Below are 26,116 nucleotides of genomic sequence, written 5' to 3'. Positions count from 1 at the left end.
CCGTAGTTCAGAGCCGCTCGTAACCGGGCAGCGTCAGAAAATCGATCAGAGTATCGGCGCAGGTGATCTGTTCCATCAGCTCGCTCGCCTCGGCGAAGCGGCCTGCCTGCCAGCGCTGGGTCCCCACTTCGGCTTTGACCACCTCCTGCTCCTCGGCCAGCATCTGGCGGAACAGATCTTTGGTCACCACCTTGCCGTTCGACAGGCTCTTGCCGTGGCGGATCCACTGCCAGATGGAGGTGCGGGAGATTTCGGCGGTGGCGGCATCTTCCATCAGACCGTAGATGGGCACGCAGCCGTTGCCGTTGATCCAGGCTTCCAGATATTGCAGCGCCACCCGGATGTTGGTGCGCATGCCGGCCTCGGTGCGCTCACCCTCGCAGGGGGCCAGCAGCTCGGCGGCCGTGATGGGGGTATCCTGTTCGCGCAGCACGCCTATCTGGTTGCTGGCGCCAGCCGGGATGGCGGCGTTGAACACCGCCATGGCGGTATCGGCAAGGCCGGGGTGGGCCACCCAGGTACCGTCGTGGCCGTTGTTGGCTTCACGCTCTTTATCCACCTTCACCTTGGCAAATACCTGTTCATTTACGGCAGGATCTTTAGCCGGGATAAAGGCCGCCATGCCACCCATCGCCAGCGCGCCGCGCTTGTGGCAGGTCTTGATCAGCAGCCGTGAATAGGCGGACAGGAACGGTTTGTCCATGGTCACCACCTGACGGTCCGGCAGGACGCGATCAGGGTGGTTCTTCAAAGTCTTGATGTAGCTGAAGATGTAATCCCAGCGGCCGCAGTTGAGGGCGACGATGTGATCCTTCATCTGATAGAGCAGCTCGTCCATCTCGAACACCGCTGGCAGGGTTTCGATCAGCACAGTGGCCTTGATGGTGCCGCGGGGCAGGCCGAATTTGTCCTCGGTCCAGGCGAACACTTCGCTCCACCAGCGCCCTTCCAGATGGCTCTGCAGCTTGGGTACGTAGAAGTAGGGGCCGGAGCCCTTGGCCAGCAGCGCCTGATAGTTGTGCAGGAAGTAGAGAGCGAAGTCGAACAGGCCGCCGGGAATGGGGGCTCCATCGAAGGTGACATGTTTTTCCGGCAGATGCAGACCGCGCACCCGGCAGATAAGCACGGCCGGATCGGCGTTCAGGGTGTAGGCCTTCCCTTCCGGGCTGGTGTAGGAGACGGTGCCATTGACCGCATCGCGCAGGTTGATCTGACCCTCGATCACCTTGTTCCAGGCCGGTGCCAGCGAATCCTCGAAGTCCGCCATGAATACCTTGACGTTGGCGTTGAGGGCGTTGATCACCATCTTGCGCTCGACCGGGCCGGTGATCTCCACGCGGCGATCTTGCAGGTCGGCGGGAATGCCACGCACCGTCCAGTCTCCGGCGCGGATGTGGGCGGTTTCAGGCAGAAAATCGGGCAGCTCGCCGCCGTCGATGCGGGCCTGGCGCGCCACACGTTGTTTCAACAATTCGTCCCGTTGGGGAGCAAAGCGTTCCACCAGTTCGGATACCAGGGCCACCGCATCCGGCGTCAGAATTTGCGCGTAATCGGGATGCGTCTCGCCCTGGATGCGCAGACGAGCGCTGCAGTGGGTCTGGGCCGGTGCCGACATAGGGTTCACTCCTTTGAGAATTACATTTTGAACTAATTAACTACGACTAAAGTCGATCCCTGTTTTTTCAAACTTCCCGTAACAACGGGGTAACACGATTCATAAGGTGCGAAATATTGCTCTATTCGTCAACAGGTTTTTTAAAACGCACGTTTTGGTCATGATGTTAAGTTGATGTTTATAAAGAATTTATGTGATTAGCGTAAAAACTCTATGCAGATGGTTATGCTCTTGTTTTTCATCCCCTACCGGTGGCAGATGGTGAGGGGGGATAGGGATGCAGGGATGTAAGTTATTACGTAATAAAATTACAAATGCAAAAACAAATCCCGACCTAACTCCAAGCTTCTAAAAAACACACGTATGAAATGAAAGGCGTAAACCCAGCAGACATATAACTCGTGCTGACATTAAGGAGAGAACGTTTGTTTAAAACAAAATAGGCTAAAAGGGGTCGAATGGGATCTGGTCGGCAGAAGAGGAGAAAGTGAGGCGCAATAACGTAGGTTTGTATCACTTGGGTGGATGAGGTGCCTGGGGGCGGGGAGGGGATGTGGCAGTGGATATGACTACTGTCGTTTAGTTATTTAGCATTTTATTGTTATTTGTGTCAGCGGGCCATCCTGGCCCTCAAAGGAGGTAAAACGGGGCGCCATTTCCAGTGCCACTGCCATTTTCTCCCGGTAGTTCAAGAGCGACATATCTGCGCCGTCGGCTCAGTAATCATCGTCCGGGGCCGCCAGATCGACGACATCGAGTCGCACGACCGGGCCGTGTTCGGTGGTATATTGATTGGTTGCGGACTCGGTAGCCGGTTGGGGCAGGGGGGCGTACTCGGGTTGTGTGTCAACTGCTTTGGTCATGGGTGCTTGCCTCATTGATTGCAAGCCGGTCGGTGACTCCATCACCCACGCTCCCACCTCCCTGTTTGAACTGCCGGCGGAAAAGTTGCGTATCCTAGCGGGACTCTTGAAAGGTTTCAAGCGGTTCTGAATGAAATTTGTACCATAACTGTGTGGTGACTCTGCGACAGGTTCACCCAGGAAGAGTATTCAGCGGGTCGACTGATGCGCTACGACAGTGGCGGCGTAAATATAAAGCAGGCAAAAAAATAGCCCAGTCGCGAGACTGGGCTATTTTCGGGGAAATTGGTCGGTGTGAGAGGATTCGAACCTCCGACCCTCTACACCCCATGCAGATGCGCTACCTGGCTGCGCTACACACCGACGAGGTCAGTTCGAGCTGACGGAGGGAAGTCTAATGATCTGAGCAAATGGGTGCAACTCCTTTTTTATCAGAGAGATGCTGACTGCTTCTTTATTGTGCAGGCAAGATGCGACTTGGGGCTGTGGCGCAGATTTGGCATAATCGCCGCCCCGTATTGCTGGGGAGCCCGCCATCATGCTGCTTGGCGGCGCTACCCGGTTGCGGCCAATGGTCGGCAGGCAATCAAGCTGCAAGTGAGTGGCCGGCAACCCGTCACAGAGAGGAGCCAGGGTGTGAAATCATCAGACATCACAGAATCAGTGAGCCAGTGCGAGCAGGATGAACGCTGGATGCGCCATGCCATGGCGTTGGCCGAAAGGGCGGAGGGGAGCGGCGAGATTCCGGTCGGGGCTGTGCTGGTGCTGGGTGACGAGATCGTGGGGGAGGGCTGGAACCGCTCCATCAGCGAGCACGATGCCTGTGCCCATGCCGAAGTGATGGCGATCCGGGCCGCCGGCGTTCGGCTGCAAAACTACCGTCTGCTCGATACCACCCTCTATGTCACTCTGGAGCCCTGCTGCATGTGCGCCGGTGCCCTCATCCACAGCCGGGTCAAGCGGGTGGTCTACGGTGCCCGTGATCTCAAGACCGGTGCGGCGGGCTCGGTGTTCGAGATATTGCAGGACCCGCGCCACAACCACGGGGTCGAACTGACTGGCGGTGTGCTGGCCGATGCGTGCTCGGCCCAGTTGTCGGATTTCTTTCGGCGGCGGCGCGCCGAGAAAAAGGCCGCCAGATTGGCACTGCAACAAAGCGGCGGCCTCGCCGACTGAGAGCGGCGAAGTCGGCGAGGCCCCCTTCGCGTTTTATATTTTCCTTTATCTTCTTGTAAAACAGATGGTTGGCAATGCTGTCCGCCAGCGGATCCTGGTCTGAATGCCCCTTCAAAATAACCTCTTCCCAGAGGGCCTTGATGTAACAAAACTGTCATGCAACCGCCATATAATGCCGCCAAGCCTAGCTCACATTGAGGTTTTGCATGTCATCGGAATCGATAAACTTAGGTATGGTGGGCAGCAGAAAGCGCCGTATCAAGGATAAGTTGGCCAAGTACGGGGTCACCACGGGTGGTGCTCTGGTGCTGGTTGCCCTGTTGCTCATTTTCTTCTATCTGCTCTATGTGGTGAAACCCATCTTCAATGGCGCCACGATGGAGCCGACCGCGTCATTTACCTTGCCCGTGGCGGGCAAGACCGCCTGGCTCGGGGTGGAAGAACAGAACGAGATTGGCTATCGCTTCAGCGACAAAGGCCAGGTCAACTTCTTCGCCGTCCAGGGGGATGGCAAGGTCAAGGTGGGCCAGGTGCTGGGTCAGGCGCAGGTGAAGGGTGACATCACCGCCGTCGCCCCTCCCGCGCCAGGCCAGAAGCTCATCGCCTATGGTTTTGCCGATGGCAAGGCCCAGGTGGTGCAGCCCTATTTCAAGGTCTCCTATCCCAACGACGTGCGGGTCATCGAGCCCAGCCTGCAGTCCCCCTTCGGCGAAGAGCCGGTAGTGGTGGACCCCCAGGGCAAGGCGCTGACGCTCATGGTGTTTGAAGCCACCAAGGACAAGATGGCCACCGCCGCCGTGACCGCCGATGGTCGTGGCGTGATGGCGGTGATGAGCGGCGAGGAGAACTTCCTCTCCGGTGACATCGAGTGGAGCGCCCAGAACTACAGCATCCCGTCGCTGCCGCGTCATGTGGATCAGATGCTGCTGACCCCCAACCTGCGCATTCTGTTCGTGCGCGAAGGCAACCGCCTCTCCGTCTACGACATTCACAACCTCAATGACATCTCCCTGCGCGATGTCATGGAGATCAATGCCCCCAACGCCAACGTGACCCGGGTCGAGCTGCTCTCCGGCGCCTCCTCCCTGCTGGTGGGCAACGACAACGGCGTCATCTCCCAGTGGTTCGAAGTGGCCCGGGATGGCAAGCGCCAGTTCACCCAGATCCGTGATTTCAAGGGCGATGGTGCCGTGGCGCAGCTGACCCCGGAACACTTTCGTAAGGGCTTCATCAGTGCCGACAAAGAGGGCACCGTCAGCTTCTTCCACGCCACCGGCGAGACCAAGCTGCTGAGCGAGAAGGTGGAGGGCGGCGCCCTGTCGGCCCTGGCCATCTCCCCCCGTCACAACGTGCTGCTGATGCAGCAGGGTGATGCCTTCAAGCTGTTCGCGGTGGAGAACGAGCACCCCGAGGTGACCTGGTCGGCTCTCTGGCAACAGGTGTGGTACGAAGGCTATCCCGAGCCCCAGTACGTGTGGCAGTCCACCTCCGCCAGCAACGACTTTGAAGCCAAGCTGAGCCTGGTGCCGCTGGTGTTTGGTACCCTCAAGGCCTCCTTCTATGCCATGGTGTTTGCGGTGCCGCTCGGCGTCGCCGGCGCCATCTACACCGCCTACTTCATGTCGGCGGGGCTGCGCAAATACGTCAAGCCGACGGTGGAGATCATGGCGGCCCTGCCGACCGTTATCCTCGGCTTCCTGGCCGGTCTGTGGCTGGCACCCATCATCGAGGGGGCGCTGCCCGGCGTGGTGTTGCTGCTGATCCTGCTGCCGATGGGGATGCTGCTGACCGCCTTGATCTGGAACTACCTGCCGGAGCGCGGCAAATCCTGGCTGCCGGAAGGGTGGCACGCCATCTTGTTGATCCCGGTGCTGCTGCTGATTGGCTGGGGCGCCTTCGCGGTGAGCCCGCTCATCGAGAACGCCTTCATGCACGGTGATTCGCGCATCTGGCTGACCCACGAGATGGGCATCAAGTTCGACCAGCGCAACTCGCTGGTGGTGGGCATCGCCATGGGCTTCGCGGTCATTCCGACCATCTTCTCCATCGCCGAAGACGCGGTCTTCTCGGTGCCCAAGCACCTCACCCAGGGCTCGCTGGCGTTGGGGGCGACCCCCTGGCAGACCCTGAGCCGGGTGGTGATCCTCACCGCGAGCCCGGGCATCTTCTCGGCGGTGATGATGGGCCTTGGCCGCGCCGTGGGCGAGACCATGATAGTGCTGATGGCCACCGGCAACACGCCCATCATGGACTTCTCCATGTTCCAGGGGCTGCGCACCCTGGCCGCCAACATCGCGGTGGAGATGCCGGAATCGGAAGTGGGCAGCTCGCACTATCGGGTGCTGTTCCTCGCTGCCTTCGTGCTGTTCGTGTTCACCTTCTTGTTCAATACCCTGGCCGAGTTCATCCGTCAGCGGTTGCGTGAAAAATACAGCTCTCTGTGATGGGCTGCTCTGAAAGGACCGAGGAATCGACAATGGGTAAGTGGTTTAAATCGGGGGCCCCCTGGATCTGGATGACCGGCGGCGCCGTCAGCCTGAGTCTGGTAGCGGTACTGGGTCTGCTGCTGCTGATCGGCTGGCGTGGGCTGGTCTACTTCTGGCCCCATCCCATCTATGAGTGGCAACTGGAAGACGCCCAGGGCAACAAGAGCGTGCTGATCGGCGAAATCAACGACCGCGAGCTGGTGCCGGTAGAGCGGCTGCGGGCTGCCGGCCTGCCGCTGGCAGGGGAAGAGCGCGAGCTGCTGACCCGCTATCTGGTCAAGACCGGCAACCGCGAGTTCGTCGACCTGGATTTTCGCTGGGTACTGGAGACCGACATCAAGTCCCAGAGCCTACCGACCGAGCTGGCCATGGTGGAGCGTGCCACCAACGGCAACTTCTACGGCTACATCGTCGGGGTGAAAGAGGATGGCAAGGCGCTGACCGAGAACCTGCATCCTGCCCTGCAGCGCGTGCTGGCGCGGGCCAACGGTCTCTCCGAGCAGGCCGACGATCTGCAAAAAGGGGACATCGGCAGCATCAACTATCAACTGGAGCGGCTGCGCCTCAAAGAGCGCAAGGCCGAGCTGGACGACAAGCTGACCGATCAGCTTAAAGCCGAGCTGGCGAGCGAGCGTCAGGCCCTTAACGACCGTTATCAGGTGCTGGAAAAAGAGCTGTTCTCCCTGCGTGCCCAGGCGGACAGAGACAGCATCACGGTCAAGGACATGCGCGGCGAACTGGTGACCATGCCGATGTCCAAGGTGCTGGACGTGGTGTGGCCCAACGACATGAGTCTGCTGGCCAAGGTGGGCTACTGGTTCCACCAGATCGGCAAGTTCGTCTCCGACGATCCGCGCGAGGCCAACACCGAGGGCGGGGTGTTCCCGGCCATCTTCGGCACCGTATTCATGGTGTTCCTGATGGCGATCATCGTGACCCCGCTCGGCGTGGTGGCGGCGGTCTACCTGCATGAATACGCAGGCAAGAACAGCCTGACCAAGATCATCCGCATCGCGGTGATCAACCTGGCGGGTGTGCCCTCTATCGTGTACGGCGTGTTCGGTCTGGGCTTCTTCGTCTACACCCTCGGTGGTTCGCTGGACCAGCTGTTCTATCCGGAAGCGCTGCCGAGCCCGACCTTTGGCTCCCCCGGCGTCATCTGGTCGGCGCTGACCCTGGCCATCCTGACCCTGCCGGTGGTGATCGTCTCCACCGAAGAGGGGCTGGCCCGGATCCCGAGCACCATCCGCCAGGGCTCGCTGGCACTGGGAGCCACCCAGGCCGAGACCCTGTGGCGCATCGTGCTGCCGATGGCGAGCCCGGCCATCATGACCGGCCTCATCTTGGCCATCGCCCGCGCGGCCGGTGAAGTGGCGCCGCTGATGCTGGTGGGGGTGGTGAAACTGGCGCCGACCCTGCCGATGGACGGAAACTTCCCGTACTTGCACGTAGAGCGCAAGTTCATGCACCTGGGCTTCCACATCTATGACGTCGGCTTCCAGAGCCCCAACGTCGAGGCGGCGCGCCCGCTGGTCTACGCCACCTCCTTCCTGCTGGTGACGGTGATCGTCGGCCTCAACCTGACGGCCATCGGGATCCGCAACCACTTGCGTGAGAAATTCCGGTCGCTGGAACATTGATAGACCAGCACCACAGAGACGGGCAGGGAACGGGGTTCCCTGCCAGCCAAGCGTTCCGGCCGCGGGCAATGAGAGTGCCCGCCGCCACCGACAGATTTTGAGGTAACAGATGATCAACGTAACGACCGCATCCAGCCAGCACACCGCGACCGACCTGCTCAACCTGAGCCCGGAGCAGACCGCGCTGGAAGTGAAGGATCTCAACCTGTACTACGGCAACAAGCAGGCGCTGTTCAACGTCAACATGAAGATCCCCAAGGGCCAGGTCACCGCCTTTATCGGCCCCTCCGGCTGCGGCAAGTCCACTCTGCTGCGCTGCATCAACCGGATGAACGACCTGGTGGAGATCTGCCGCATCGAGGGCGAAATCCAGCTGCACGGACACAACATCTACGACAAGAGCGTGGATGTCTCCGCCCTGCGCCGTCAGGTGGGCATGGTGTTCCAGCGCCCCAACCCCTTCCCCAAGTCCATCTACGAGAACGTGGTCTATGGCCTGCGCCTGCAGGGCATCAATGATCGCCGTACCCTGGACGAGGCGGCCGAGCGCTCACTGCGCGGCGCGGCCCTGTGGGACGAGGTGAAGGATCGCCTGCACGACAACGCCTTCGGCCTCTCCGGCGGCCAGCAGCAGCGACTGGTGATTGCCCGTGCCATCGCCATCGAGCCGGAAGTGCTGCTGCTCGATGAACCGACCTCGGCGCTCGACCCCATCTCCACCCTCACCATCGAGGAGCTGATCAACGAGCTCAAGAGCCAGTTCACCGTGGTGATCGTGACCCACAACATGCAGCAGGCGGCGCGGGTCTCTGATCAGACTGCCTTCATGTACATGGGCGAGCTCATCGAGTACTCGGACACCAACACCATCTTCACCACCCCGGCCAAGAAGAAGACCGAAGACTACATCACCGGTCGTTACGGCTAAGTGCTGGCGATGGATATGAGCAAGATGGGCATCAACAAACAGATTACCGGTCAGTTCAACGACTAAGGCATACTCGGAGCATCAAGGATTATTTGTATGGACAATATGAACCTCAACAAACACATCTCCGGTCAGTTCAATGCCGAGCTCGAGAGCGTGCGCAACCAGGTGCTGGTGATGGGCGGGCTGGTGGAGCAGCAGCTGACCGACGCCATCGCGGCGATCCACGATCAGGATCTGGACGCGGCGCGCAAGATCGTCGCCAACGACCACAAGGTCAACGCCATGGAAGTGGCGATCGACGAGGAGTGCACCCGCATCATCGCCAAGCGCCAGCCCACCGCCTCCGACCTGCGGCTGGTGATGGCCATCATCAAGACCATCACGGATCTGGAGCGCATCGGCGATGTGGCGGACAAGATCGCCCGCATGCTGACCGACAACGCCAACAAGCCGCAGCCGCCGCTGGTGTCGCTGGAGAACATGGGTCGCCGCACCATCAAGATGCTGCACGACGTGCTAGACGCCTTCGCCCGCATGGATCTGGACGCGGCACTGGCGGTCTACAAGGAAGATGACAAGGTGGACCGGGAGTATGAGTCCATCATTCGCGAGCTGATGACCTACATGATGGAAGATCCGCGCACCATACCCCAGGTACTCAACGTGCTGTGGGCGGCGCGGGCCATCGAGCGGGTAGGGGATCGCTGCCAGCACATCTGCGAGTACATCGTCTACTACGTCAAGGGCAAGGACGTGCGCCACACCAAGGCGGACGATCTGGGTACCCTGCTGGGGAAAGGGTGAGTCTGACATGCATAAAAAGGCGCTTTGAGCGCCTTTTTTGTTGCCTTTTCAGTCAGTGCAAGATATCGCCACCCGCTTGGCGCTTTTCTGCTAGAATATGCCCCCTGTGTGAGTCCCGGATTGACTCACGGTCCGGCCCCCCGGACCCAGTTTGCCGTCTTGTGCTAAGGCGGCTGTTGCAATAGGTTAATCATGAGTTTTGCCGATAGTTTATTTTTCCTGATGCTGCTGGTCGCCGGCAGCGTGTTCTTCTCTCTCTCCGAGATCTCCCTCGCCGCCTCCCGCAAGATCAAGTTGCAGGTGATGGCCGATGAGGGCAACCGCCATGCCGAAAAGGTACTGGCACTGCAGGCCCAGCCGGGCAACTTCTTTACTGTGGTGCAGATCGGGCTCAACACCGTCGCCATCCTGGGCGGTATCCTGGGCGAGTCTGCCCTGAACCCGGCCATCAAGGAGTTCATCTCCGAGTTCTATCAGGGGCCCTGGCTGGGCGAGATCAGCTCGGCAGCCTCCTTCGTGTTCGTCACCGGCATGTTCATCCTGATCGCCGATCTGATGCCCAAGCGCCTCGCCATGACCATGCCGGAGCGGATCGCCGTGGTGGTGGTGCGCCCCATGCTGCTGTGCGTCACCCTGCTGATGCCGCTGGTGTGGCTGTTCAACGGCATGGCCAACGGCCTGTTCCGCCTGCTGCGCATCTCCATGGTGCGCAACGACGAGATCACCTCCGACGATATCTATGCGGTGATGGATGCGGGCGCCGAAGCGGGCGTCATCCAGCGCGAGGAGCACCAGCTCATCGAGAACGTGTTCGAGCTGCAGTCCCTCGGCGTCACCTCCGCCATGACCGCGCGCGAGAGCCTCATCTACTTCACCCTGCAAGAGGGCGAGGAGAGCATCAAGGCCAAGATTGCGGAGCACCCCCACAACAAGTTCCTGGTGTGTGACCACAACCTCGACAGCATCAAGGGCTTCGTCGACTCCAAGGAGCTGCTGATCCGGGTCATCAGCGGCCAGAGCATCGATCTCAACAGCGGCTCGCTGGTGCAGAACGTCATCATCATCCCCGACACCCTCAACCTCTACGAGGCGATGGAGTACTTCAAGAACCACAGGGGCGACTTTGCCGTGGTGATGAACGAGTACGCCCTGGTGGTGGGGATCGTCACCATGAACGACCTGATGAGCACCGTGATGGGCGAGTGGGCCACCCACGTGGTGGAAGAGCAGATCGTGCAGCGGGACGAGAACTCCTGGCTGGTGGACGGGGTGACCCCCATCTCCGACGTGATGCGCGCCTTCGACATCGAGGAGTTCCCGGAAAACCAGAATTATGAAACCATCGCCGGCTTCATCATGTACATGCTGCGCAAGATCCCCAAGCGAACCGACTCGGTCAAATACGCCGGTTACAAGTTCGAAGTGGTGGACATCGACAGCTACAAGATTGACCAGCTGCTGGTCACCCGGGTCGAGCCCACGCCGGCCGAGAAACCCGCTCAGGAATCGTAAAAGGAGCTAGTTAGCAATCATGAAGATGCAGTCTCATTCCCGTGCGCTGGCCTGTGTGGCGCTCGCCCTGGCACTCGGTGCCTGCAGCCAGAGCGCACCGCGCAAGGCCACCACAGTCGCCAAACCGGCAGCCCCCAAGGCGGCCGTGGTCGTGCCGCAGCAGGACCCTGATGCGGTGGTGCAAAGCGCCGTGGCGGAGCCGAGTCCGGTGTTCGACGAGGAGTATCACGGCCCGGATCAAGGATCTCTTGAGTCTGTGACCGCCCTGTTTGCCCGTGGCTACATCGAATCGGCCATGCGCGAGACCATGCTGGCGGCGGTGCACAGCGACTACCCGCTGCTGGGCATGCGGGACGTGCGCCTGACCGATCCGGTGGCCAAGTTTCTCACCTCCGCTCAGGCTCGCACCACGGCTCACGACTACCTCTATGCCGGGGTGCAGCGCCGGTTGGGCCGCCCGCTTAGCCCCGCCCAGTGGGAGCAGATCTGGCAGGGGTATCCCCAGCAAGGTCGGGTGTCCGACTGGGTCAAACAGACCAAGCGGGCACTGGCCGGGCGTTGAGCCGCCAGATCATCTGTTACCACAAGAGGCCACCTTCGGGTGGCCTCTTGTCGTTTCTCATCCTGGTGTTGAGCCTTCAACAGCCATACCTCCCTTCCTTTGCCGTTATCTCCCTGAGCTTGTTCAGATTTGTTCGTAGCACCCGATTGCCTCTTGTTCTACTTTGGGTCATGATGAAAAGGCATTCTAGCCGTCTAGATGTTTTGATGGCTTTTTTGGCTCAGCACAATAAATACCCGTCACGACGGGGACACGCAGAGAGACAGAGATGGATACAAAGGATTTGTGGGTACTGGATGGCGGTATGGGACGCGAGCTGGCACGGCGGGGTGCGCCGTTTCGCCAGCCGGAGTGGTCGGCGCTGGCCCTGATGGAGGCCCCCGAGACGGTGCGCGAGGTGCATCAGGCCTATGTGGCGAGCGGGGCCCGGGTCATCACCACCAACAGCTATGCGCTGGTGCCGTTTCATATCGGTGACGCGCGCTTTGTGGCAGAGGGGGAAGGGCTGGCTGCGCTGGCCGGCCAGCTGGCCCGCGAGGTGGCCGACGAGCAGCCTGGTCGCGTGCAGGTGGCCGGCTCCTTGCCGCCGCTGTTTGGTTCCTACCGCGCCGACTTGTTCGACGCAGGCAGGGCGAGCGATCTGGCGACCCCGCTTATCCGGGCGCTCTCCCCTCACGTGGATCTCTGGCTGGCGGAGACCATGAGCCTGATTGCCGAGCCGCTGGCCATCCGGGCCCTGCTGCCCGAGGATGGCAAGCCGTTCTGGGTCTCCTTCACCCTGGAAGACGAGGCGCCGGGCAGTGAGCCGACCCTGCGCTCCGGCGAGCGAGTGGCCGATGCGGTTACCGCACTGGCATCGGCCGGGGTGGACGCCATCCTGTTCAACTGCTGTCAGCCCGAGGTGATCGAAGAGGCGCTCAGGGTGGCCGGTGCCGCTTTGCAAGAGCAGGGTCGCAGCGACATCCGGCTCGGCGCCTATGCCAACGCCTTCCCGCCCCAGCCCAAGGAGGCGACCGCCAACGACGGGCTGGACGAGATCCGCACCGATCTGGGACCGCTGGATTACCTTGGCTGGGCCGAGCGCTGGCGCGCTGCCGGGGCAAACCTTATCGGCGGTTGCTGCGGCATCGGGCCGGAGCATATCCAGGCCCTGGCCAGCCGGCTGCGCTAAGGAGAGCCCATGAAAGAGAGCAAGATCGGGCTCTGGTCCCTCACGGCCCTGGTGTTCAGCTCCATGGTGGGGGCGGGGATCTTCAGTCTGCCGCAGAACATGGCCGAGGTGGCTGGCGCCCGCGCCGTGCTGATCGGCTGGGGGGTGACCGGGGTGGGCATCCTGGCGCTGGCCATGAGTTTTCTGTATCTGTCGCGATTAAGGCCGGATCTCGATGGCGGCATCTACAGCTATGCCCGCGCCGGTTTCGGCGATCTGGTGGGTTTCTTCTCCGCCTGGGGCTATTGGCTCTGCGCCACCATCGGCGTGGTGGGCTATCTGGTGATTGCCTTCGCGGCGCTGGGCAGCTTCGTCGACACCCCGGAGCGGGTCTGGTTTGGCGAGGGCAACACCCTAGCAGCCTTCATCGGCGAGTCCTGCATTCTCTGGGCGGTGCACCTGCTGGTGGCCCGCGGCGTGCAACAGGCGGCCCTGTTCAACCTGGTGGCGACCCTGGCCAAGAGCCTGCCGCTGCTGCTGTTCATCCTGTTCGCCTGCTACTGGTTCGACCCGGTCACCTTTGTGGCGGATCAGCAGGGCAGTACCCTGGCGACACCGGTCTCCGAGCAGGTGCGCAACACCATGCTCATCACCCTCTGGGTCTTCACCGGCATCGAGGGGGCGGCGGTGCTGTCGGCCCGGGCCAGACACAAGCGGGACGTGGGCACGGCCACCGTGCTCGGGGTGGTGCTGGCGCTGCTGCTCTATGTGCTCATCTCGGTGCTGGCGCTCGGGATCCTGAGTCGCCCCGAGCTCGCGGCCCTGCCCAACCCCTCCATGGCGGGGTTGATGGCCCAGATGACCGGCTCCTGGGGCAAGCTGCTGATCAGTGTCGGCCTTATCGTCTCGGTACTGGCCTCCTACGTGAGCTGGACCCTATTCTCGGCCGAGGTGCCGTTCAGCGCGGCGCGCCACGGCGCCTTCCCGGCCATCTTCCAGCGCCAGAACCGCAACGGCACCCCGATCGCATCGCTGTGGCTCACCAGTCTGACGGTGCAGGGCTGCCTGCTGCTGGTGTGGCTGCTAGGCAAGGGTTACACCAACCTGCTGCTCATTTCTACCTCGATGATCCTGGTGCCCTACCTGTTGATCGGTCTGTTCCTGCTCAAGCTCTCCTTGCGTGGGGAGGGCAATGGCCTGATGCGGGCGGTAGCGCTGGTGTCGAGTGGTTACGGCCTCTGGCTGCTCTACGCCGCCGGCGTGGAGTACCTGCTGCTCTCCTTGCTGCTCTACGGGCCGGGTCTGCTGCTGTTTCTCTACAGCCGCCGCCAGCTGGGGGCGGAGCTGCGACTCAGCGGGCGCGAGCGGCTGCTGGCCGGAGTGACGCTGCTGAGCTTGATCCCCGCCATCTGGTCTTTTGCTCACGTCTGACCGGGTTATGACCCAATGCAAGAGAGCGCCCAGGGGCGCTCTCTTTTTGTCTGCGACATGCACTTGTGTTAGCGGCGGCAAGGGGTTAGCGGCTGGCGGGGCCGGCGGGTTTGCCAAACAGCACCGCGAGCTTTTGCCGCCAGGGCAGGCCGCGGGCCTCTTGCAGCATGTCGCGCCACTCGTGGAAGGTGAGGGTGAGCGGGTTGAAGCTGTGGATGGGCTTGGTGATGCCGAAGCGACACGGCTCGGCAGGGTCCTCTTCCACGAAGGTGCCGAACAGCCTGTCCCAGATAATGAGCACGCCGGCGAAGTTGCGATCTATGTATTTGGCGTTGCTGGCGTGGTGCACCCTGTGGTGGGAGGGGGTGTTGAAAACCCACTCCAGCCTGCCTAGCTTGCCCACCACCTGGGTGTGGACGAAGAACTGAAAACCCAGGCTCAAGAGCACGGTGGCCACCACCGCCTCGGGTGGGAAGCCGATGAGGATCATCGGGATCCAGAACAGCCACATGCCGGAGACCGGATACATCAGGCTCTGGCGAAAGGCGGTGGAGAGGTTGAGCCGCTCCGAGCTGTGGTGCACCACGTGGGAGGCCCACAACCAGCGCACGTGGTGGCTGGCGAAGTGGAACAGCCAGTAGCAGAGATCCTGCAACAAAAAGAGCAGCAGCAGGCTCCAGAAGTTGAGATCGATATCCAGCAGCCGCCAGCCCCAGAGGGCGTCGTAGAGGTAGGCGATGGCGATGGCCGTCAGCGCGTCCCCCCCTTGATGCATCAGTGCCAGGGTGGCGTTGGCGAAGAGATCCTTCCACTGGTAGCCGGCGGTGGGATAGGCGGCGCCATGTTTGCGCAGATAGAGCATCTCCCAGCCGATGAAGGCCAGAAAGAGCGGCGAGAGGTAGAGCAGGATCAGTTGCACATCCATGTCGGGTATCCAGTCAGAGCAATTGCTCTCCAGCATAAAGGATGGATTTAATCTTTCATTAACAATTTTCACCCGATAGACATCGCCATCTGACACTAATGACGGGAGGCCGCAAACGCATGGCCATGAAAGGGCGTGATGGCTCTCTGAGCCATGGCGCAGTGACTATGCTTGATGAGGTTTTCTACCTCTGGAGTGGCAGATGATGCGGCTGTGGTGTTGTTTGTTGATGGGAGTCTGCCTGCTGGCGCAGGCCAAGACCCGGGTCGAGATCCTGGCCGATGCCAACTATCCGCCCTACTCCTGGCAGGAGGGGGAGGAGGTGAAGGGGATCTATGCCGACATAGTGCGCAGCGTGACGGCCTCCATGGATGAGTACGAGGTGGTGCTCAAGGCCATGCCCTGGCGGCGGGGTCTCAGCATGGTGGAACAGGGCAGTGCCTTCGCCATCTTTCCACCCTACTATCAGCCCGACAGCCGTCCCTGGATGTGGCCCTACTCCCAGCCCCTGCTTGATGAGGAGCTGGTGGTGATGTGCGGCGCCGGGGTGGCGGTCAATACCCCGCAGGCACAGTTCCCGGCTGACTACTACGGGCTGCGCTTTGGCATGAATGCCGGTTTCACCATCGGCGGCGCCCCCTTCTGGCAGGCGGTCCAGCAGCAGAAGATCGGGTTGGAGGAGGTGAAGAGCAACCGGGAGAACCTGCTCAAGATAGTGCGCGGCCGGGTGGACTGTACCGTCAACGACCGCCTCTCCCTGCTCTATGAGCTGCTCAACATGATCAAGGGCAACCAGCTGGCGGTGGCCGACATGTCCCAGCTCAAGCAGGGGCCGGTGCTCAGCAAGGAGCAGGGGTTCCTCGGCTACAGCCGCAAGGGGGAGTTCGACTTCAAGGAGGACTTTGCCGAGCAGTTCGACAAGCGGCTCTACGAGCTCAAGAAGCGGGACGGGATCCGAACCATAGTGGAGCGTTATCTGGGAAAGTCCCCGCGCTGAACTGATAAGGGAGCCAGTCAGATTCAGCCGATAAACACAGGGTTTCGGCCAACAGCAGAGGGACTGAGAGTCCCTCTGCTGTTTTTGGTGGGTCACCGGTGACGGCGGTGGGAAAGGCAGCACCACAGGGGGTCGCCGGCACCGATCTGGGTGACCATCACAGACCTTGCACGCATCACCACCATCTGGCGACTGGTCTGTTTGATAAATCAATATAACCTGTTGTTTTTATATGATTAGCGAGGTTGTTATGCAGTGGGTGAAAAGAGGGGTTGTCATCGCCCTGGTGTGGAGTGGCTGTGTGTGGGCCGATCCCGCTCAGGAACTGGTCAACCTGCTCAACAGCGAGCAACAGGCGGAGCAGCTGCAGGCCCAGATGCAGGCACAGATGATCCCGCTGATCATCCGGGGCGCCGGTGAACATGCACAGGAGTTGGCCCAGCACCGCGATGTACTGGAGGCCTGGGTGAACCGTTACCTCTCCTGGGGGGCCATGAGTACCGAAGTGGCCGCTATCTACCGCAAGCATTTCACCGAGGCTGAGCTCAAGGCGCTGATCGCCTTTTATCAAAGCCCGGTCGGGAAGAAATCCCTGGATACCATGCCGGCCATCTTTCAGGAGAGCTCGCTGGTGGGCCAATCTCTGGCCGAGCGCAACATGCCGGCACTGCAAGCCATGCTGGATGAAGCAAAACGCAAAGCGACAAAATAGATATTGTCGGCAGGGTATCAACGAAAAGAGGGAGCCATGGGCTCCCTCTTCTGCTTTTTATCGCCGGCGCTATTACAGCACTTGGCTCAGGAACTGGCGCAGGCGCGGGGAGGGGGGATTGTCGAAAAAGTCCGTCGGCTTCTCGTCTACCAGCAGCTCGCCGCTCTCCATAAAGAGCACCCGATCTGCCACCTCACGGGCAAAGCCCATCTCGTGGGTGACCACCACCATGGTCATCCCCTCGCGGGCCAGTCCCTTCATCACGTCCAGCACCTCGCCCACCATCTCGGGGTCGAGCGCGCTGGTGGGCTCGTCAAACAGCATGATGCGTGGCTGCATGGCGAGCGCCCGGGCAATGGCCACCCGCTGCTGCTGGCCGCCGGAGAGCTGGGAGGGGTAGCTCTCGGCCTTGGCCGACAGACCGACTTTGAGCAGCAGGGCCTTGGCTCTGTCTTCGGCATCGCGACGCGACAGTCCGCGCACCTTCTGCGGGGCGAGGCAGATGTTGTCCAGCACGTTCAGATGGGGGAAGAGGTTGAAAGACTGGAACACCATGCCCACCTCTTCCCGCAATTTGTTGACGTCACCGGGTTCGGTCAGGCTGATGCCATCCACCACGATATTGCCGTCGTTGATGGTCTCCAGCTGGTTGAGGGTGCGCAGGAAGGTGGACTTGCCGGAGCCGCTGGGGCCGACGATCACCACCACTTCCCCCTCGGCGACCTGGGTGCTGACGTTCTTGAGGGCGTGCACTTCGGTGCCGTAGAACTTCTCCACGCCACTGGCTTTGATAATGGGATCAGTTGCTGCGCGCATATTTCACCTCCAGACGACGCACTAGGAAGGAAAGGGTACCAGTGAGCACCAGATAGAGCAGGGCCACGGTGAACCACACCTCGAACGGGCTGAAGGTGGAGCTCACCACCTCGCGCCCCGCCTTGGTGAGATCGGTGATGGAGATGACAGAGACCAGCGAGGAGTCCTTGATAAGGTTGATGAACTGGCCTGCCAGCGGCGGCAGCACCCGCTTGAAAGCCTGCGGCAAAATGACGTAGCGCATGGTCTGGGCCGAGGTCATGCCGAGGCTTCTGCCCGCTTCCATCTGCCCCTTGTGAATGGAGCTGATGCCGGCACGGACGATTTCCGCCACGTAGGCGCCGGTAAAGACTGCCAGTGCCGCTACCCCGGCGGTGAATCGGTCGAGGTTCAGCACGGTGCCGATGAAGAAGTAGACGATGAAGATCTGCACCAGCAGCGGGGTGCCGCGGATGAGCTCCACGTAGGTAACCGCCAGGTTGCGCAGGGCGGGATTGGGGGAGAGTCGGGCCAGCCCGGCCAGGGTGCCGAGCAGGATGGCGAAGATGCCCGCCACCAGCGAGAGTTTGACCGTGACCCAGACGCCCCAGGCGATGGGGCCGGCAGTCCAGCTCAGCTGGGTGTCGAGGGTGTCGCCGCGAAAGACGGTGTCCCCTTCCGCTACCTGGCCGCCGCTGATGGCGATGGCTTGGCGCTGGTTGGGATCGAGATCGTTTTGCAAAAACAGTTTGCCCTTGTCGGCCTCGGTGGTGCCGGCGATCACGGTACCGTCAAATTCGGCGTAATTTTTCTGTTCTGCCTGATAGGCGATGTACTGGGGGATCCGCTCCCAGCGCCAGGTGTAATCCACCGATTGCACGGCCTTGTAGATGCCAAAGATGGCGGCCAGCACGATCAGCAGGAAGACCCCGTGCCAGAGCAGTTGATTGGGTTGTTTTTCCATCTGTCTTGTTGGGTTGTGCACTGTCGCAACCTCGTTGTAGTTATTGTGTGGGGATCTGCGTGAAGGGGCGGCGGGCCGCCCCTTGCGAGGTTACTTGAGCTGGTTCAGCCAGGCGGTGGACTCGAACCACTTCTGGTAGAGGCGGTCGTAGCTGCCGTCGCCCTTGATTTGGCGCAGGTAGTTGTTGAACCAGTTGAGGGTGTCCTGGTCGCCCTTGCGGATGGCCCAGGCCAGCGGTTCGAAGGTGAACGGCTTGTCGAGGTGCACCACGGCGCCCTTGTTCTGGGTGGCGAAGATGGCGTTGTAGGGCAGGTCGTAGACGAAGGCATCGACCTTGCCGTTGATCACTTCCAGCTTGGCGTCATCCTGGGTTTCAAACTGCAGCAGGGTGGCTTTCGGGATCAGACGCTTGACTGCCTGCTCGCCGGTGGTGCCGAGCTTGACCGCGATCTTGTACTTGGGATCGTTGAGGTCGGTGAAGGATTTGATCTCGCCAGCCTTGTCCTTGCGCAGGACGATGGTCTGCCCGACCACGATGTAGGGGTCGGCAAAGTTGACGCGCAGGTTGCGCTGAGGGGTGACGGTCATGCCGCCCATGATGACGTCGAACTTGTCGGTCAAGAGGGCCGGAATGATGCCATCCCAGGCAGTGTTGACGAACTCGACCTTCACGCCCATCTCCTTGGCGACCATCTTGGCCAGATCCACGTCAAAGCCGATGTACTGGCCCTGCTTGTTGGTCATTTCGAAGGGTTGATAGCCGGCGTCGAAACCGACCCGCAGCACGCCGCGCTCCAGCACGGCATCCAGGGTGGAGGTGGGCGCCGCGTTGGCCAGCCCGCACAGCAGCAGGGTAGAAAGAATGAGTTTTTTGATCATAAGTGACGTCTCTGTCAAAAGTGTGTTCGGCCTTGAACCTGATCCCGTGCGACTCCGTGGCACAAGAGACTGCTGCATCCGGCAACAGGGCAAGACAGGATTATTGTCTTGATTGAGGCAAAAGCCCCATATGAGATTCTATTTGCCGCTCATTGAGTGAAAAATGTACCAAATTCCGATTGTGCCAGATGACTCAATAGGTTAGTGGCGCTTTTTCCCCATGGCGACACTCATAAAATCACACGAAAACAACATATCTATCTAATGAGGCGGGTTCAAGCCAAAAATGTATTCAGCACATTTTGTTACAGGCCAGCTCGCCATCAGCAGTGTCAATTGTTGCTCACCTGGCCGCCAAGCGCCAAAAACAGATTCGAATGAATTTATCGAGTGCGATTGCCTCCCACTAAATGATTTTTAATTGAGGATTTAGTCAGACACCGCTGGGTCTTGTTTTGCGCTTCCAATATACTCAGTTACCTTCGTTTAGTGGCACTGGTATGGACGCCTCAATACTGCTCAAGCTGGATGTATTCACCCTGATGATCATGGCGCTGGGTGGCTACAGCCTCGGCTTCATCACCCTCTCCATCATCTGGTCGACCCACAGGGAGATCCCCGGACTCGGATACTGGTGGTGGTCCAGTCTGTTCGCACTGGCGGCCCAGAGCCTCTTTACCCTGCAGGCCTTCATGCCGAGTCTGGCGGGGATCTGGCTGGCCAATCTGCTGATCACCGTCTGCATCACCCTGATGCCGCTGGCATTGCAGCGTTTCTTCGGCCAGCCCCTCAGCTGGTCTGCCAGCGGCTGGTTCATGCTGATCTATGTGCTGATCCTGAGCTGGAGCATTGCCTTCAACGATCAGATGGCCCCCCGGGTGTTGCTGGCCTGCCTGAGCTACATGGTGCTGGGGGCGGTGATCGTCTTTCTCATCTGGCGGCACGGCTATCCCGCCTATCTGCCCGCCGTACTGGTGTTCACCGTGGTCAACATCCTGCTCTATGGCTTCAACCTGCTGCGCATGGCATTTCTGCTGCAGGGGGACGCCAGAGTTTTGATGGATCAGAGCGGTGTCAACGTGCTGCCCTTCCTCTCCATGTTGATGGGCAGCTACCTCTCCACCTTCGGGGTGCTGCTGCTCTGTACCCAGTACCGGGCGCTGGCCCTGCGCCAGCAGGCGAGCCACGATCCGCTCACCGGCCTGCTCAACCGGCGCGGTTTCATGGAGCTGATGGCCCGGCGCCGGATGACCGAGTTCGGCGCCCTGGCGGTGCTGGATCTCGATGATTTCAAGCAGATCAACGATCGCCATGGTCATGAGATGGGGGACAAGGTGCTGGCAGCGGTGGGGGCCTATCTTGGCGCTCAGCATGAGCTGGTGGCCAGTCGCTTTGGCGGCGAGGAGTTTGTGTTGCTGCTGCCGCAGGAGGATGAAACGGCGCAGCAGCAGCGCTGCGAGCAGATCATTCGCTCTCTGGCGGCGCAGGACATGCAAGGGATCGGCATCACCGTCAGCATGGGGCTGGTGCGCTGCCAGCACAGCTGGCATTTCGACACCCTGTTCAGCCAGGCGGATCGCGCCCTCTATCAGGCCAAGCGGGAGGGCAAAAACCGGGTCTGCCGGCTGGCGTAAGCCTAGCCGGTCAATCGGCGTCGCGGGGACGTGGCGCCTGCGCCTTGAGGAAGGGCAGCAGCAGCAGGGCGGAGACGCCGGCGGCCACCGAGATCACCACGAAGAAGCCTTGCCAGTGCCAGATCTCCAGCACCCTCGCCAGCGGATAACCAGAGAGCGCTGCCCCCATGTAGGCAAACAGACCGACGAAGCCGGTGGCGGCCCCCGCCGAATTCTTGTGGGAGCACTCGGCCGCCGCCATGCCGATCAGCATCTGGGGGCCGAACACGAAGAAGCCGATGGTGAAGAAACAGGCCGCCTGCATCACATAGCTGAAGAAGGGCATCAGCCAGAGCGATCCCACCGCCAGCAATATGCCCACCGCGAAGATGAGGTTCATCGGCCCGCGGTTGCCGTTGAACAGCTTGTCCGATCCCCAGCCCGCCACCAGGGCACCGATAAAACCCCCCACCTCGAACATGGAGATGGCCGAGTTGGCGCTCATCAGGTTGAAGCCGCGCTGCTCGGTCATGTAGAGATTGCCCCAGTCGTTGATGGCGGTGCGTACCACGTAGACCAGCACGTAGCAGCAGGCCAGCAGCCAGATATAGGGGTTGCCGAGCACGTATTTGCGCAGGATCTGGCGATGGGAGAGGCCGGCATCCTGAGTCTGCTGGGCCAGCTCCATGGCATCGTTGCGCCACTCGCCCACCGTGGGCAGTCCCATGGCGGCCGGGGTATCGCGCAGTCGCCAGCAGAGGAACAACCCCGCAAGGATGGCGATAAGGCCGGGCCCTATCATGCCGTAACGCCAGCCGTGCTGCAGGGCGAGGGTGCTGACGATGAGGGGAATGAGCGCGCCGCCCACGTTGTGGGCCGTGTTCCAGGCCGACCACCAGAAGCCGCGCTCGCTGCGCGAGTACCAGCTGGTGAGCAGCTTGGAGCAGGGGGGCCAGCCCCAGCCCTGGAAGAAGGCGTTGGCCACCCAGAGGGCGGCGAACAGCCACAGCGACGACGAGAGCCCGAACAGTATGTTGATGACCCCGGTCGCCATCAGACCGAGGCCCATGAAGTAGCGCGGGTTGGCGCGGTCGCTGATGATGCCGGAGAAGAACTTGGAGCAGCCGTAGGTGATGTAGAACAGGGTCCACAGCATGCCGATGTCGGCCTTGTTCAGCATGCCGCTGGCCAGCATGTCCGGCATGGCGAAGTTGAAGCTCTTGCGGGTGAAGTAGAACACCGCGTAGCCCAGATACATGGTCAGCAAGATGTGCAGGCGCCAGTGGCGATAACAGGCGTCGATCTCGGCCTGATCGCGGATGAGGGGCTGGGGCGGTGCGCTTCTCATGAAGCTGAGCATCAGGCGGTTCTCCCCTGCGACTGGGTGTTACTCATGACTCTCCTCTCGTTTGCGGCCGGGCAGGGTCACGGTCAGCTGGGTACCGTGCACACAAGAAAGCTGCAATGCGCCTCCCAGCGCCTGCACCCGCTCGCGAATGCCGAGCAGGCCATAGCCTTGGGGCGTGCGGTGTTCGGGCAGGCCGCAGCCGTCGTCTTCCAGCAGCAGAGTCAGTCGCTCACCCTGGCGGTGGGCCCGGATGGTGACCGAGCTGGCATTGGCGTGTTTCACCACGTTGTTGAGCCCCTCCTGACAGACCCGAAACAGGGTGACCCGCTGGGCATCGGAGAGGCCGGCATCCGCCAGCTGCCATTCAAGCCGGGTGACGATGCCGCGGCGCTCCAGCTCCAGCTCCCGCAGCAGGCCGCGTACTGCCTGCTCCAGGCTCATGTCGTCGAGCTGGCGGGGGCGCAGCCGGCCGAGCAGGCCGCGCACCGCGTCGTAGATGCCCAGCGACAGCGTCTCGATGAGGGCGCTGCTCTGGCCGACCCCGGCATTGTCCGGGGCGAGGCGGCGCACGATGCCGGCCTGGGTGCGGATGGCGGTGATGGTCTGGCCGATGTCGTCGTGCAGCTCGCGCGCCACCTCCTTGCGGATGCTCTCTTCGGTCTCCAGCAACCGCTCGGTGAGTTGGCGATTGTGAGCGAGTTGGCGGGTCAGCGCCTGGTTAAGCTCGCGCTGGCGCTGGATGCCGGCGCCGAGCAGCAGGCCGGTGAGGCTCTGGGCCAGCAGGGAGAGCAGCAGATCGAGCGGATGATCGTGCCAGGCCTGGCCGGCCATCAGTGCCACCGTGTTCATCAGGGTGGCGAGCAGGGCCCCCTGCCAGCCGTAGCGCCAGGCCATGGCCATGATGGGGATGGCCAGACAAAACGGGGTGAAGCGCACCAGCGAGTCGGGCAGGCCGAGCTGCAGCCAGAGGCTCAGCACGAACAGCAGCAGATACCAGACCAGATGGCGAAAACGCCAGTCCACCGGTTGATCCACCAGGGTCGGCCCGAGCGGCACCCAGGTGGCGCGGGTGAGGTAGTGCCAGATCAGCATGCAGGTGGAGGTCAGCGTCAGCCCGCCGGTGAGGGTGAGCAGCAGCGCGGTGAGGCCATCCTCGCCAGCCAGATGCCAGAGCAGGGATTGCAGCCCCGCCGCCACCGTGACGGTGGCCAGCAGCACCAGCAGCTGCTGCCAGTCGTTGCGCACCGGCTGGCGGCGGGCGATCAGCAGCGGCAGCAGGGTGAGCAGGCTGCCTGCCTGAATGAGCGGCCACAGCGGCAGCCCCACCTCCTGGTTGAGCCAGTAGAGCAGCAGGGATTCGCACAGCAGCAGCGGTGGCCAGTAGGGGATCGGGCTTTGCAGCAGCAGTCCCAGACGCAGGCCGAAGGGGAACAGCAGGGCCGCCAGCATGGGCGAGCCTGCCAGGTGCAGGCCGATGCTCCACAGGCAGAACCAGCCAGCGGCAAAGATGAAGCAGGCCGCCAGCGAGATGGCGACATAGCTGGCAAGACGGGGGATCACCAGCTGTCCAGCATGCGGTGGGCCAGCTCTACATTGTTGCTGACCTTGAGTTTGTCCATCAGGTTGGCGCGGTGCACGTGCACCGTCTTGGGGGAGAGGCCGAGCTGCTCGGCGATGGCCTTCACCTCCAGACCCCGCGCCAGCAGCTGGGCCACCTCCCGCTCCCGGTTGGTGAGCGGATCCTGGCTGTTGCAGGCCAGCTTGTGGGCGATGTCCGGGGTGAGGTAGCAGCCGCCGTGGGCGGCGGTGCGCACCGCGGCGATCAGCTCGTCCGGGCTGCAGCGTTTGGAGAGGAACCCCTTGGCGCCGGCCTGCAACGCCTGTTCGATCAACGCCGGGCTGTCGTGCACCGACAGCATCACCACGGCGAGGCCGGAAGGGAGGCGCTTGAGCAGATCCAGCCCGGACTGGTCCGGCATGGAGATGTCGCACACGCACAGTTGCACGCCGCTGCCGGGCAGGCCCGCCAGCGCCTCGGCGGCGGAGCCGAATTCGGCCACCACCCGCAGGTCGGGTTCGAGATTGAGCAGTTGGGCAAAGCCGGAGCGGACGATCTGGTGATCGTCGATGAGGGCAATCTTTATCATGATGTCAGCCTGAAATCTGCGGCCAGGGTGCTGGCGCGGCCAACAAGATACCTGCCCCCTCGTCCGGGCTCAAGAGAAAGCAGGGCTGGTGAGCGGGATCGGCGGCGCTTCTGTGGCAAAGCTTGATCGGGATCAGGGGCGGGCACGTGCGCAGGCCTGCGGCAGCCATTTGGCACGTACCCGGGAGGATTATCGGTGCAGCTCGCCGGCACGCTCCGGCTGATAGACCACTTCCAGGATCTCCACCTCGATGGTGCGACCGGCCGGGCCGGGCCAGGCGATGCTGTCGCCTACCTTCAGGCCGAGCAGGGCGCTGCCGACCGGGGCCAGCACGGAGATCTTCGACTCGTCACCCTGCACGTCCTTGGGGTAGACCAGGGTCAGGCAGAACTCGTTGCCGCTGCTCGGCATCTTGAAGCGCACCGTGCTGTTCATGGTGACCACGTCCGGCGGCATGTCGGCCGGCTCGCGCATCTCGGCGCGATCCAGCTCCTCCTGCAGGGCCAGGTGCTGGGGATGGTTGCCGAGCAGTTGCTCGATGCGGTCGAGATCCAGGCTGGAGATCACGAGATGAGGCTGTTTCATAAGATATTCCTTATCAATGGGTTAAAGGACCAGGATGACGGGCAAGCTGGTCGAAAAAGAGTGTGCGATACGAAAAAATAGATCGGGAATGCGATGCCCCCGAACGACTCGCTGTCGAAGGCGAGGGCGGGGGCTCAACGGGGTGTGAGCTGGCTTGATAAAATAATGAGCGCTTTCATGGGGATACCATAACCATTCTGGACTGCTTTGGCAATTATCCTGACAAGCTTGTCAGGGGGCCTGGTAATCGTACTGCTTGATGATGCGCGCCAGGCTGCCATCGTCGCGCATGGTGGCGATGGCCTTGCGCCAGCGGGTCGCCTCGGCGGCCGGGAAACGGGGGCTGGCGGCCAAATAGAGCGAGGCCCGCTGCAGGGTGTCGCCGCGCACCAGATCCGCCAGCGGCAGGCCGGCCTGCTGCTGGTTGTAGCGGGCGCTGTTCCAGGCCACCGCCCAGCCCTGGATGCGACCCAGCGCCAGCTTGCTGGCGTTGTGGATCTCCTCGGCCACCAGCGCCTGTTTCACTTGCGGGTAGGGCTGTAGCAGGCTCTGGCCATAGGAGCCGCGCATCACCCCGACGGTGAGGCCGGGCAGCTCTTTGCTGGTGATGGGGGCCGGGTGGTACTGGCGATGGCTGACCAGCACGAAGGCCTCGTCCAGCAACGGCGCAATCCACAGGAACTGCGGTTCGCGCTGGGGGCTGCGTACCGGCGGCACCAGCAGCACGTCCTGGCGGTGGCGGGTCTGGCTGAGGGCGCGGGCCAGCGGCATCAGCTCGATGGTGAGTGGCTCCTTGAGGCGGCGGGCCGCCTCCTCCAGCACCTCGATGGCCATGCCGCTCGGGGCGCCCTGATAGGAGCGAATGACATAGGGGGGGATCTCGGCGGCGATGACCACCACGGCCTTAGCCTGGGCGGCGGGGAAGAGCAGGGCACAAAGCAGCAAGAGCAGGGAAATACGCATGGCAGGCCGGATCCGGGA

23 protein-coding genes and 1 tRNA gene are annotated in these 26,116 nt (G+C 61.8%); 12 read left to right on the top strand and 12 right to left on the bottom strand.

The window, feature by feature from the left end; all coding sequences use genetic code 11:
• Positions 1-7: 7 nt before the first annotated feature.
• The 3 genes from aceB to ACB032_RS08015 all read right to left on the bottom strand — a co-directional run bounded on the left by aceB (position 8) and on the right by ACB032_RS08015 (position 2,841).
• Positions 8-1,615 (bottom strand): malate synthase A, encoded by a 1,608-nt coding sequence (aceB, locus tag ACB032_RS08025; RefSeq protein ID WP_371137709.1) that lies wholly within the window; start codon positions 1,613-1,615, stop codon positions 8-10.
• 716 nt (positions 1,616-2,331) lie between these two features.
• Positions 2,332-2,478: a hypothetical protein gene (locus tag ACB032_RS08020; RefSeq protein WP_223950511.1), complete on the bottom strand. Its 147-nt coding sequence runs from the start codon at positions 2,476-2,478 to the stop codon at positions 2,332-2,334.
• A 286-nt stretch (positions 2,479-2,764) separates the two neighbouring features.
• Positions 2,765-2,841 (bottom strand) — tRNA-Pro (locus ACB032_RS08015).
• 273 nt (positions 2,842-3,114) lie between these two features.
• On the opposite strand from ACB032_RS08015, the gene tadA reads away from it, so the two are divergent.
• The 9 genes from tadA (at position 3,115) to ACB032_RS07970 (ending at position 14,170) form a co-directional block, all read left to right on the top strand.
• Positions 3,115-3,654 carry a tRNA adenosine(34) deaminase TadA gene (tadA, locus tag ACB032_RS08010; RefSeq protein WP_371137708.1) on the top strand — a complete coding sequence of 180 codons (540 nt, stop codon included), beginning with the start codon at positions 3,115-3,117 and terminating at the stop codon, positions 3,652-3,654.
• Positions 3,655-3,860: 206 nt separating this feature from the next.
• Positions 3,861-6,098, top strand: a complete 2,238-nt coding sequence (locus ACB032_RS08005; protein ID WP_371137707.1) for an ABC transporter permease subunit — start codon at positions 3,861-3,863, stop codon at positions 6,096-6,098.
• A gap of 32 nt (positions 6,099-6,130) precedes the next feature.
• Positions 6,131-7,780: a phosphate ABC transporter permease PstA gene (gene pstA, locus ACB032_RS08000; RefSeq protein WP_371137706.1), complete on the top strand. Its 1,650-nt coding sequence runs from the start codon at positions 6,131-6,133 to the stop codon at positions 7,778-7,780.
• A 109-nt stretch (positions 7,781-7,889) separates the two neighbouring features.
• On the top strand, positions 7,890-8,708 hold the full coding sequence (gene pstB / locus ACB032_RS07995) for a phosphate ABC transporter ATP-binding protein PstB (RefSeq protein ID WP_011706615.1): 819 nt from the start codon (positions 7,890-7,892) through the stop codon (positions 8,706-8,708).
• 96 nt (positions 8,709-8,804) lie between these two features.
• Entirely contained in the window at positions 8,805-9,515 is a 711-nt protein-coding gene (gene phoU, locus ACB032_RS07990) for a phosphate signaling complex protein PhoU (protein WP_005334097.1), read from the top strand.
• 192 nt (positions 9,516-9,707) lie between these two features.
• Positions 9,708-11,027, top strand: a complete 1,320-nt coding sequence (locus tag ACB032_RS07985; RefSeq protein WP_011706614.1) for a hemolysin family protein — start codon at positions 9,708-9,710, stop codon at positions 11,025-11,027.
• A 19-nt stretch (positions 11,028-11,046) separates the two neighbouring features.
• The gene (locus ACB032_RS07980; protein ID WP_371137705.1) at positions 11,047-11,589 is read left to right on the top strand and encodes a hypothetical protein; all 543 of its coding nucleotides are present in this window, start codon (positions 11,047-11,049) and stop codon (positions 11,587-11,589) included.
• A 268-nt stretch (positions 11,590-11,857) separates the two neighbouring features.
• Positions 11,858-12,760 carry a homocysteine S-methyltransferase family protein gene (locus ACB032_RS07975; protein WP_371137704.1) on the top strand — a complete coding sequence of 301 codons (903 nt, stop codon included), beginning with the start codon at positions 11,858-11,860 and terminating at the stop codon, positions 12,758-12,760.
• A gap of 9 nt (positions 12,761-12,769) precedes the next feature.
• Positions 12,770-14,170 carry a basic amino acid/polyamine antiporter gene (locus tag ACB032_RS07970; protein WP_324005082.1) on the top strand — a complete coding sequence of 467 codons (1,401 nt, stop codon included), beginning with the start codon at positions 12,770-12,772 and terminating at the stop codon, positions 14,168-14,170.
• 85 nt (positions 14,171-14,255) lie between these two features.
• Here the strand turns inward: ACB032_RS07970 and ACB032_RS07965 are convergent, their stop codons facing one another.
• Positions 14,256-15,095, bottom strand: a complete 840-nt coding sequence (locus tag ACB032_RS07965; protein ID WP_162516963.1) for a sterol desaturase family protein — start codon at positions 15,093-15,095, stop codon at positions 14,256-14,258.
• Between the two features lie 229 nt (positions 15,096-15,324).
• Between ACB032_RS07965 and ACB032_RS07960 the strand changes: the two genes are divergently transcribed.
• Together ACB032_RS07960 and ACB032_RS07955 are read left to right on the top strand one after the other, a co-directional pair.
• Entirely contained in the window at positions 15,325-16,092 is a 768-nt protein-coding gene (locus ACB032_RS07960) for an ABC transporter substrate-binding protein (RefSeq protein WP_011706609.1), read from the top strand.
• 250 nt (positions 16,093-16,342) lie between these two features.
• On the top strand, positions 16,343-16,804 hold the full coding sequence (locus tag ACB032_RS07955; RefSeq protein WP_371137703.1) for a DUF2059 domain-containing protein: 462 nt from the start codon (positions 16,343-16,345) through the stop codon (positions 16,802-16,804).
• A gap of 72 nt (positions 16,805-16,876) precedes the next feature.
• Here the strand turns inward: ACB032_RS07955 and ACB032_RS07950 are convergent, their stop codons facing one another.
• From ACB032_RS07950 to ACB032_RS07940, 3 genes are all read right to left on the bottom strand, one after another.
• Complete coding sequence (locus ACB032_RS07950; protein WP_011706607.1) at positions 16,877-17,620, bottom strand: amino acid ABC transporter ATP-binding protein; 744 nt, start codon at positions 17,618-17,620, stop codon at positions 16,877-16,879.
• Positions 17,604-18,563 (bottom strand): amino acid ABC transporter permease, encoded by a 960-nt coding sequence (locus ACB032_RS07945; protein ID WP_371137702.1) that lies wholly within the window; start codon positions 18,561-18,563, stop codon positions 17,604-17,606. Before ACB032_RS07945 ends, ACB032_RS07950 begins: the two co-directional genes overlap by 17 nt.
• Before the next feature lie 90 nt (positions 18,564-18,653).
• Positions 18,654-19,442, bottom strand: coding sequence for a transporter substrate-binding domain-containing protein (locus ACB032_RS07940; RefSeq protein ID WP_016351298.1), 789 nt, complete (start codon positions 19,440-19,442; stop codon positions 18,654-18,656).
• Positions 19,443-19,942: 500 nt separating this feature from the next.
• Between ACB032_RS07940 and ACB032_RS07935 the strand changes: the two genes are divergently transcribed.
• Positions 19,943-21,076 (top strand): GGDEF domain-containing protein, encoded by a 1,134-nt coding sequence (locus ACB032_RS07935; RefSeq protein WP_371137701.1) that lies wholly within the window; start codon positions 19,943-19,945, stop codon positions 21,074-21,076.
• A gap of 10 nt (positions 21,077-21,086) precedes the next feature.
• Here ACB032_RS07935 and ACB032_RS07930 read toward each other — a convergent pair whose 3' ends face one another.
• From ACB032_RS07930 to ACB032_RS07910, 5 genes are all read right to left on the bottom strand, one after another.
• Positions 21,087-22,415: an MFS transporter gene (locus ACB032_RS07930; RefSeq protein ID WP_371137700.1), complete on the bottom strand. Its 1,329-nt coding sequence runs from the start codon at positions 22,413-22,415 to the stop codon at positions 21,087-21,089.
• Positions 22,416-22,442: 27 nt separating this feature from the next.
• Positions 22,443-23,963: a signal transduction histidine-protein kinase/phosphatase UhpB gene (gene uhpB / locus ACB032_RS07925; protein WP_045527422.1), complete on the bottom strand. Its 1,521-nt coding sequence runs from the start codon at positions 23,961-23,963 to the stop codon at positions 22,443-22,445.
• Positions 23,960-24,550, bottom strand: a complete 591-nt coding sequence (uhpA, locus tag ACB032_RS07920) for a transcriptional regulator UhpA (protein ID WP_011706601.1) — start codon at positions 24,548-24,550, stop codon at positions 23,960-23,962. Before uhpA ends, uhpB begins: the two co-directional genes overlap by 4 nt.
• 189 nt (positions 24,551-24,739) lie before the next feature.
• A complete protein-coding gene (rnk, locus tag ACB032_RS07915) occupies positions 24,740-25,135 on the bottom strand; it encodes a nucleoside diphosphate kinase regulator (protein ID WP_011706600.1) in 396 nt (131 codons plus the stop codon).
• Between the two features lie 231 nt (positions 25,136-25,366).
• A complete protein-coding gene (locus ACB032_RS07910; protein WP_371137699.1) occupies positions 25,367-26,098 on the bottom strand; it encodes a substrate-binding periplasmic protein in 732 nt (243 codons plus the stop codon).
• Positions 26,099-26,116: the final 18 nt, after the last annotated feature.

Source organism: Aeromonas sp. S5(2024), assembly GCF_041403025.1.
GTDB lineage: Bacteria > Pseudomonadota > Gammaproteobacteria > Enterobacterales > Aeromonadaceae > Aeromonas > Aeromonas hydrophila.
The sequence above is the reverse complement of the archived record's forward strand: the minus strand, read 5'-3'. Positions and strand labels throughout refer to the sequence as shown.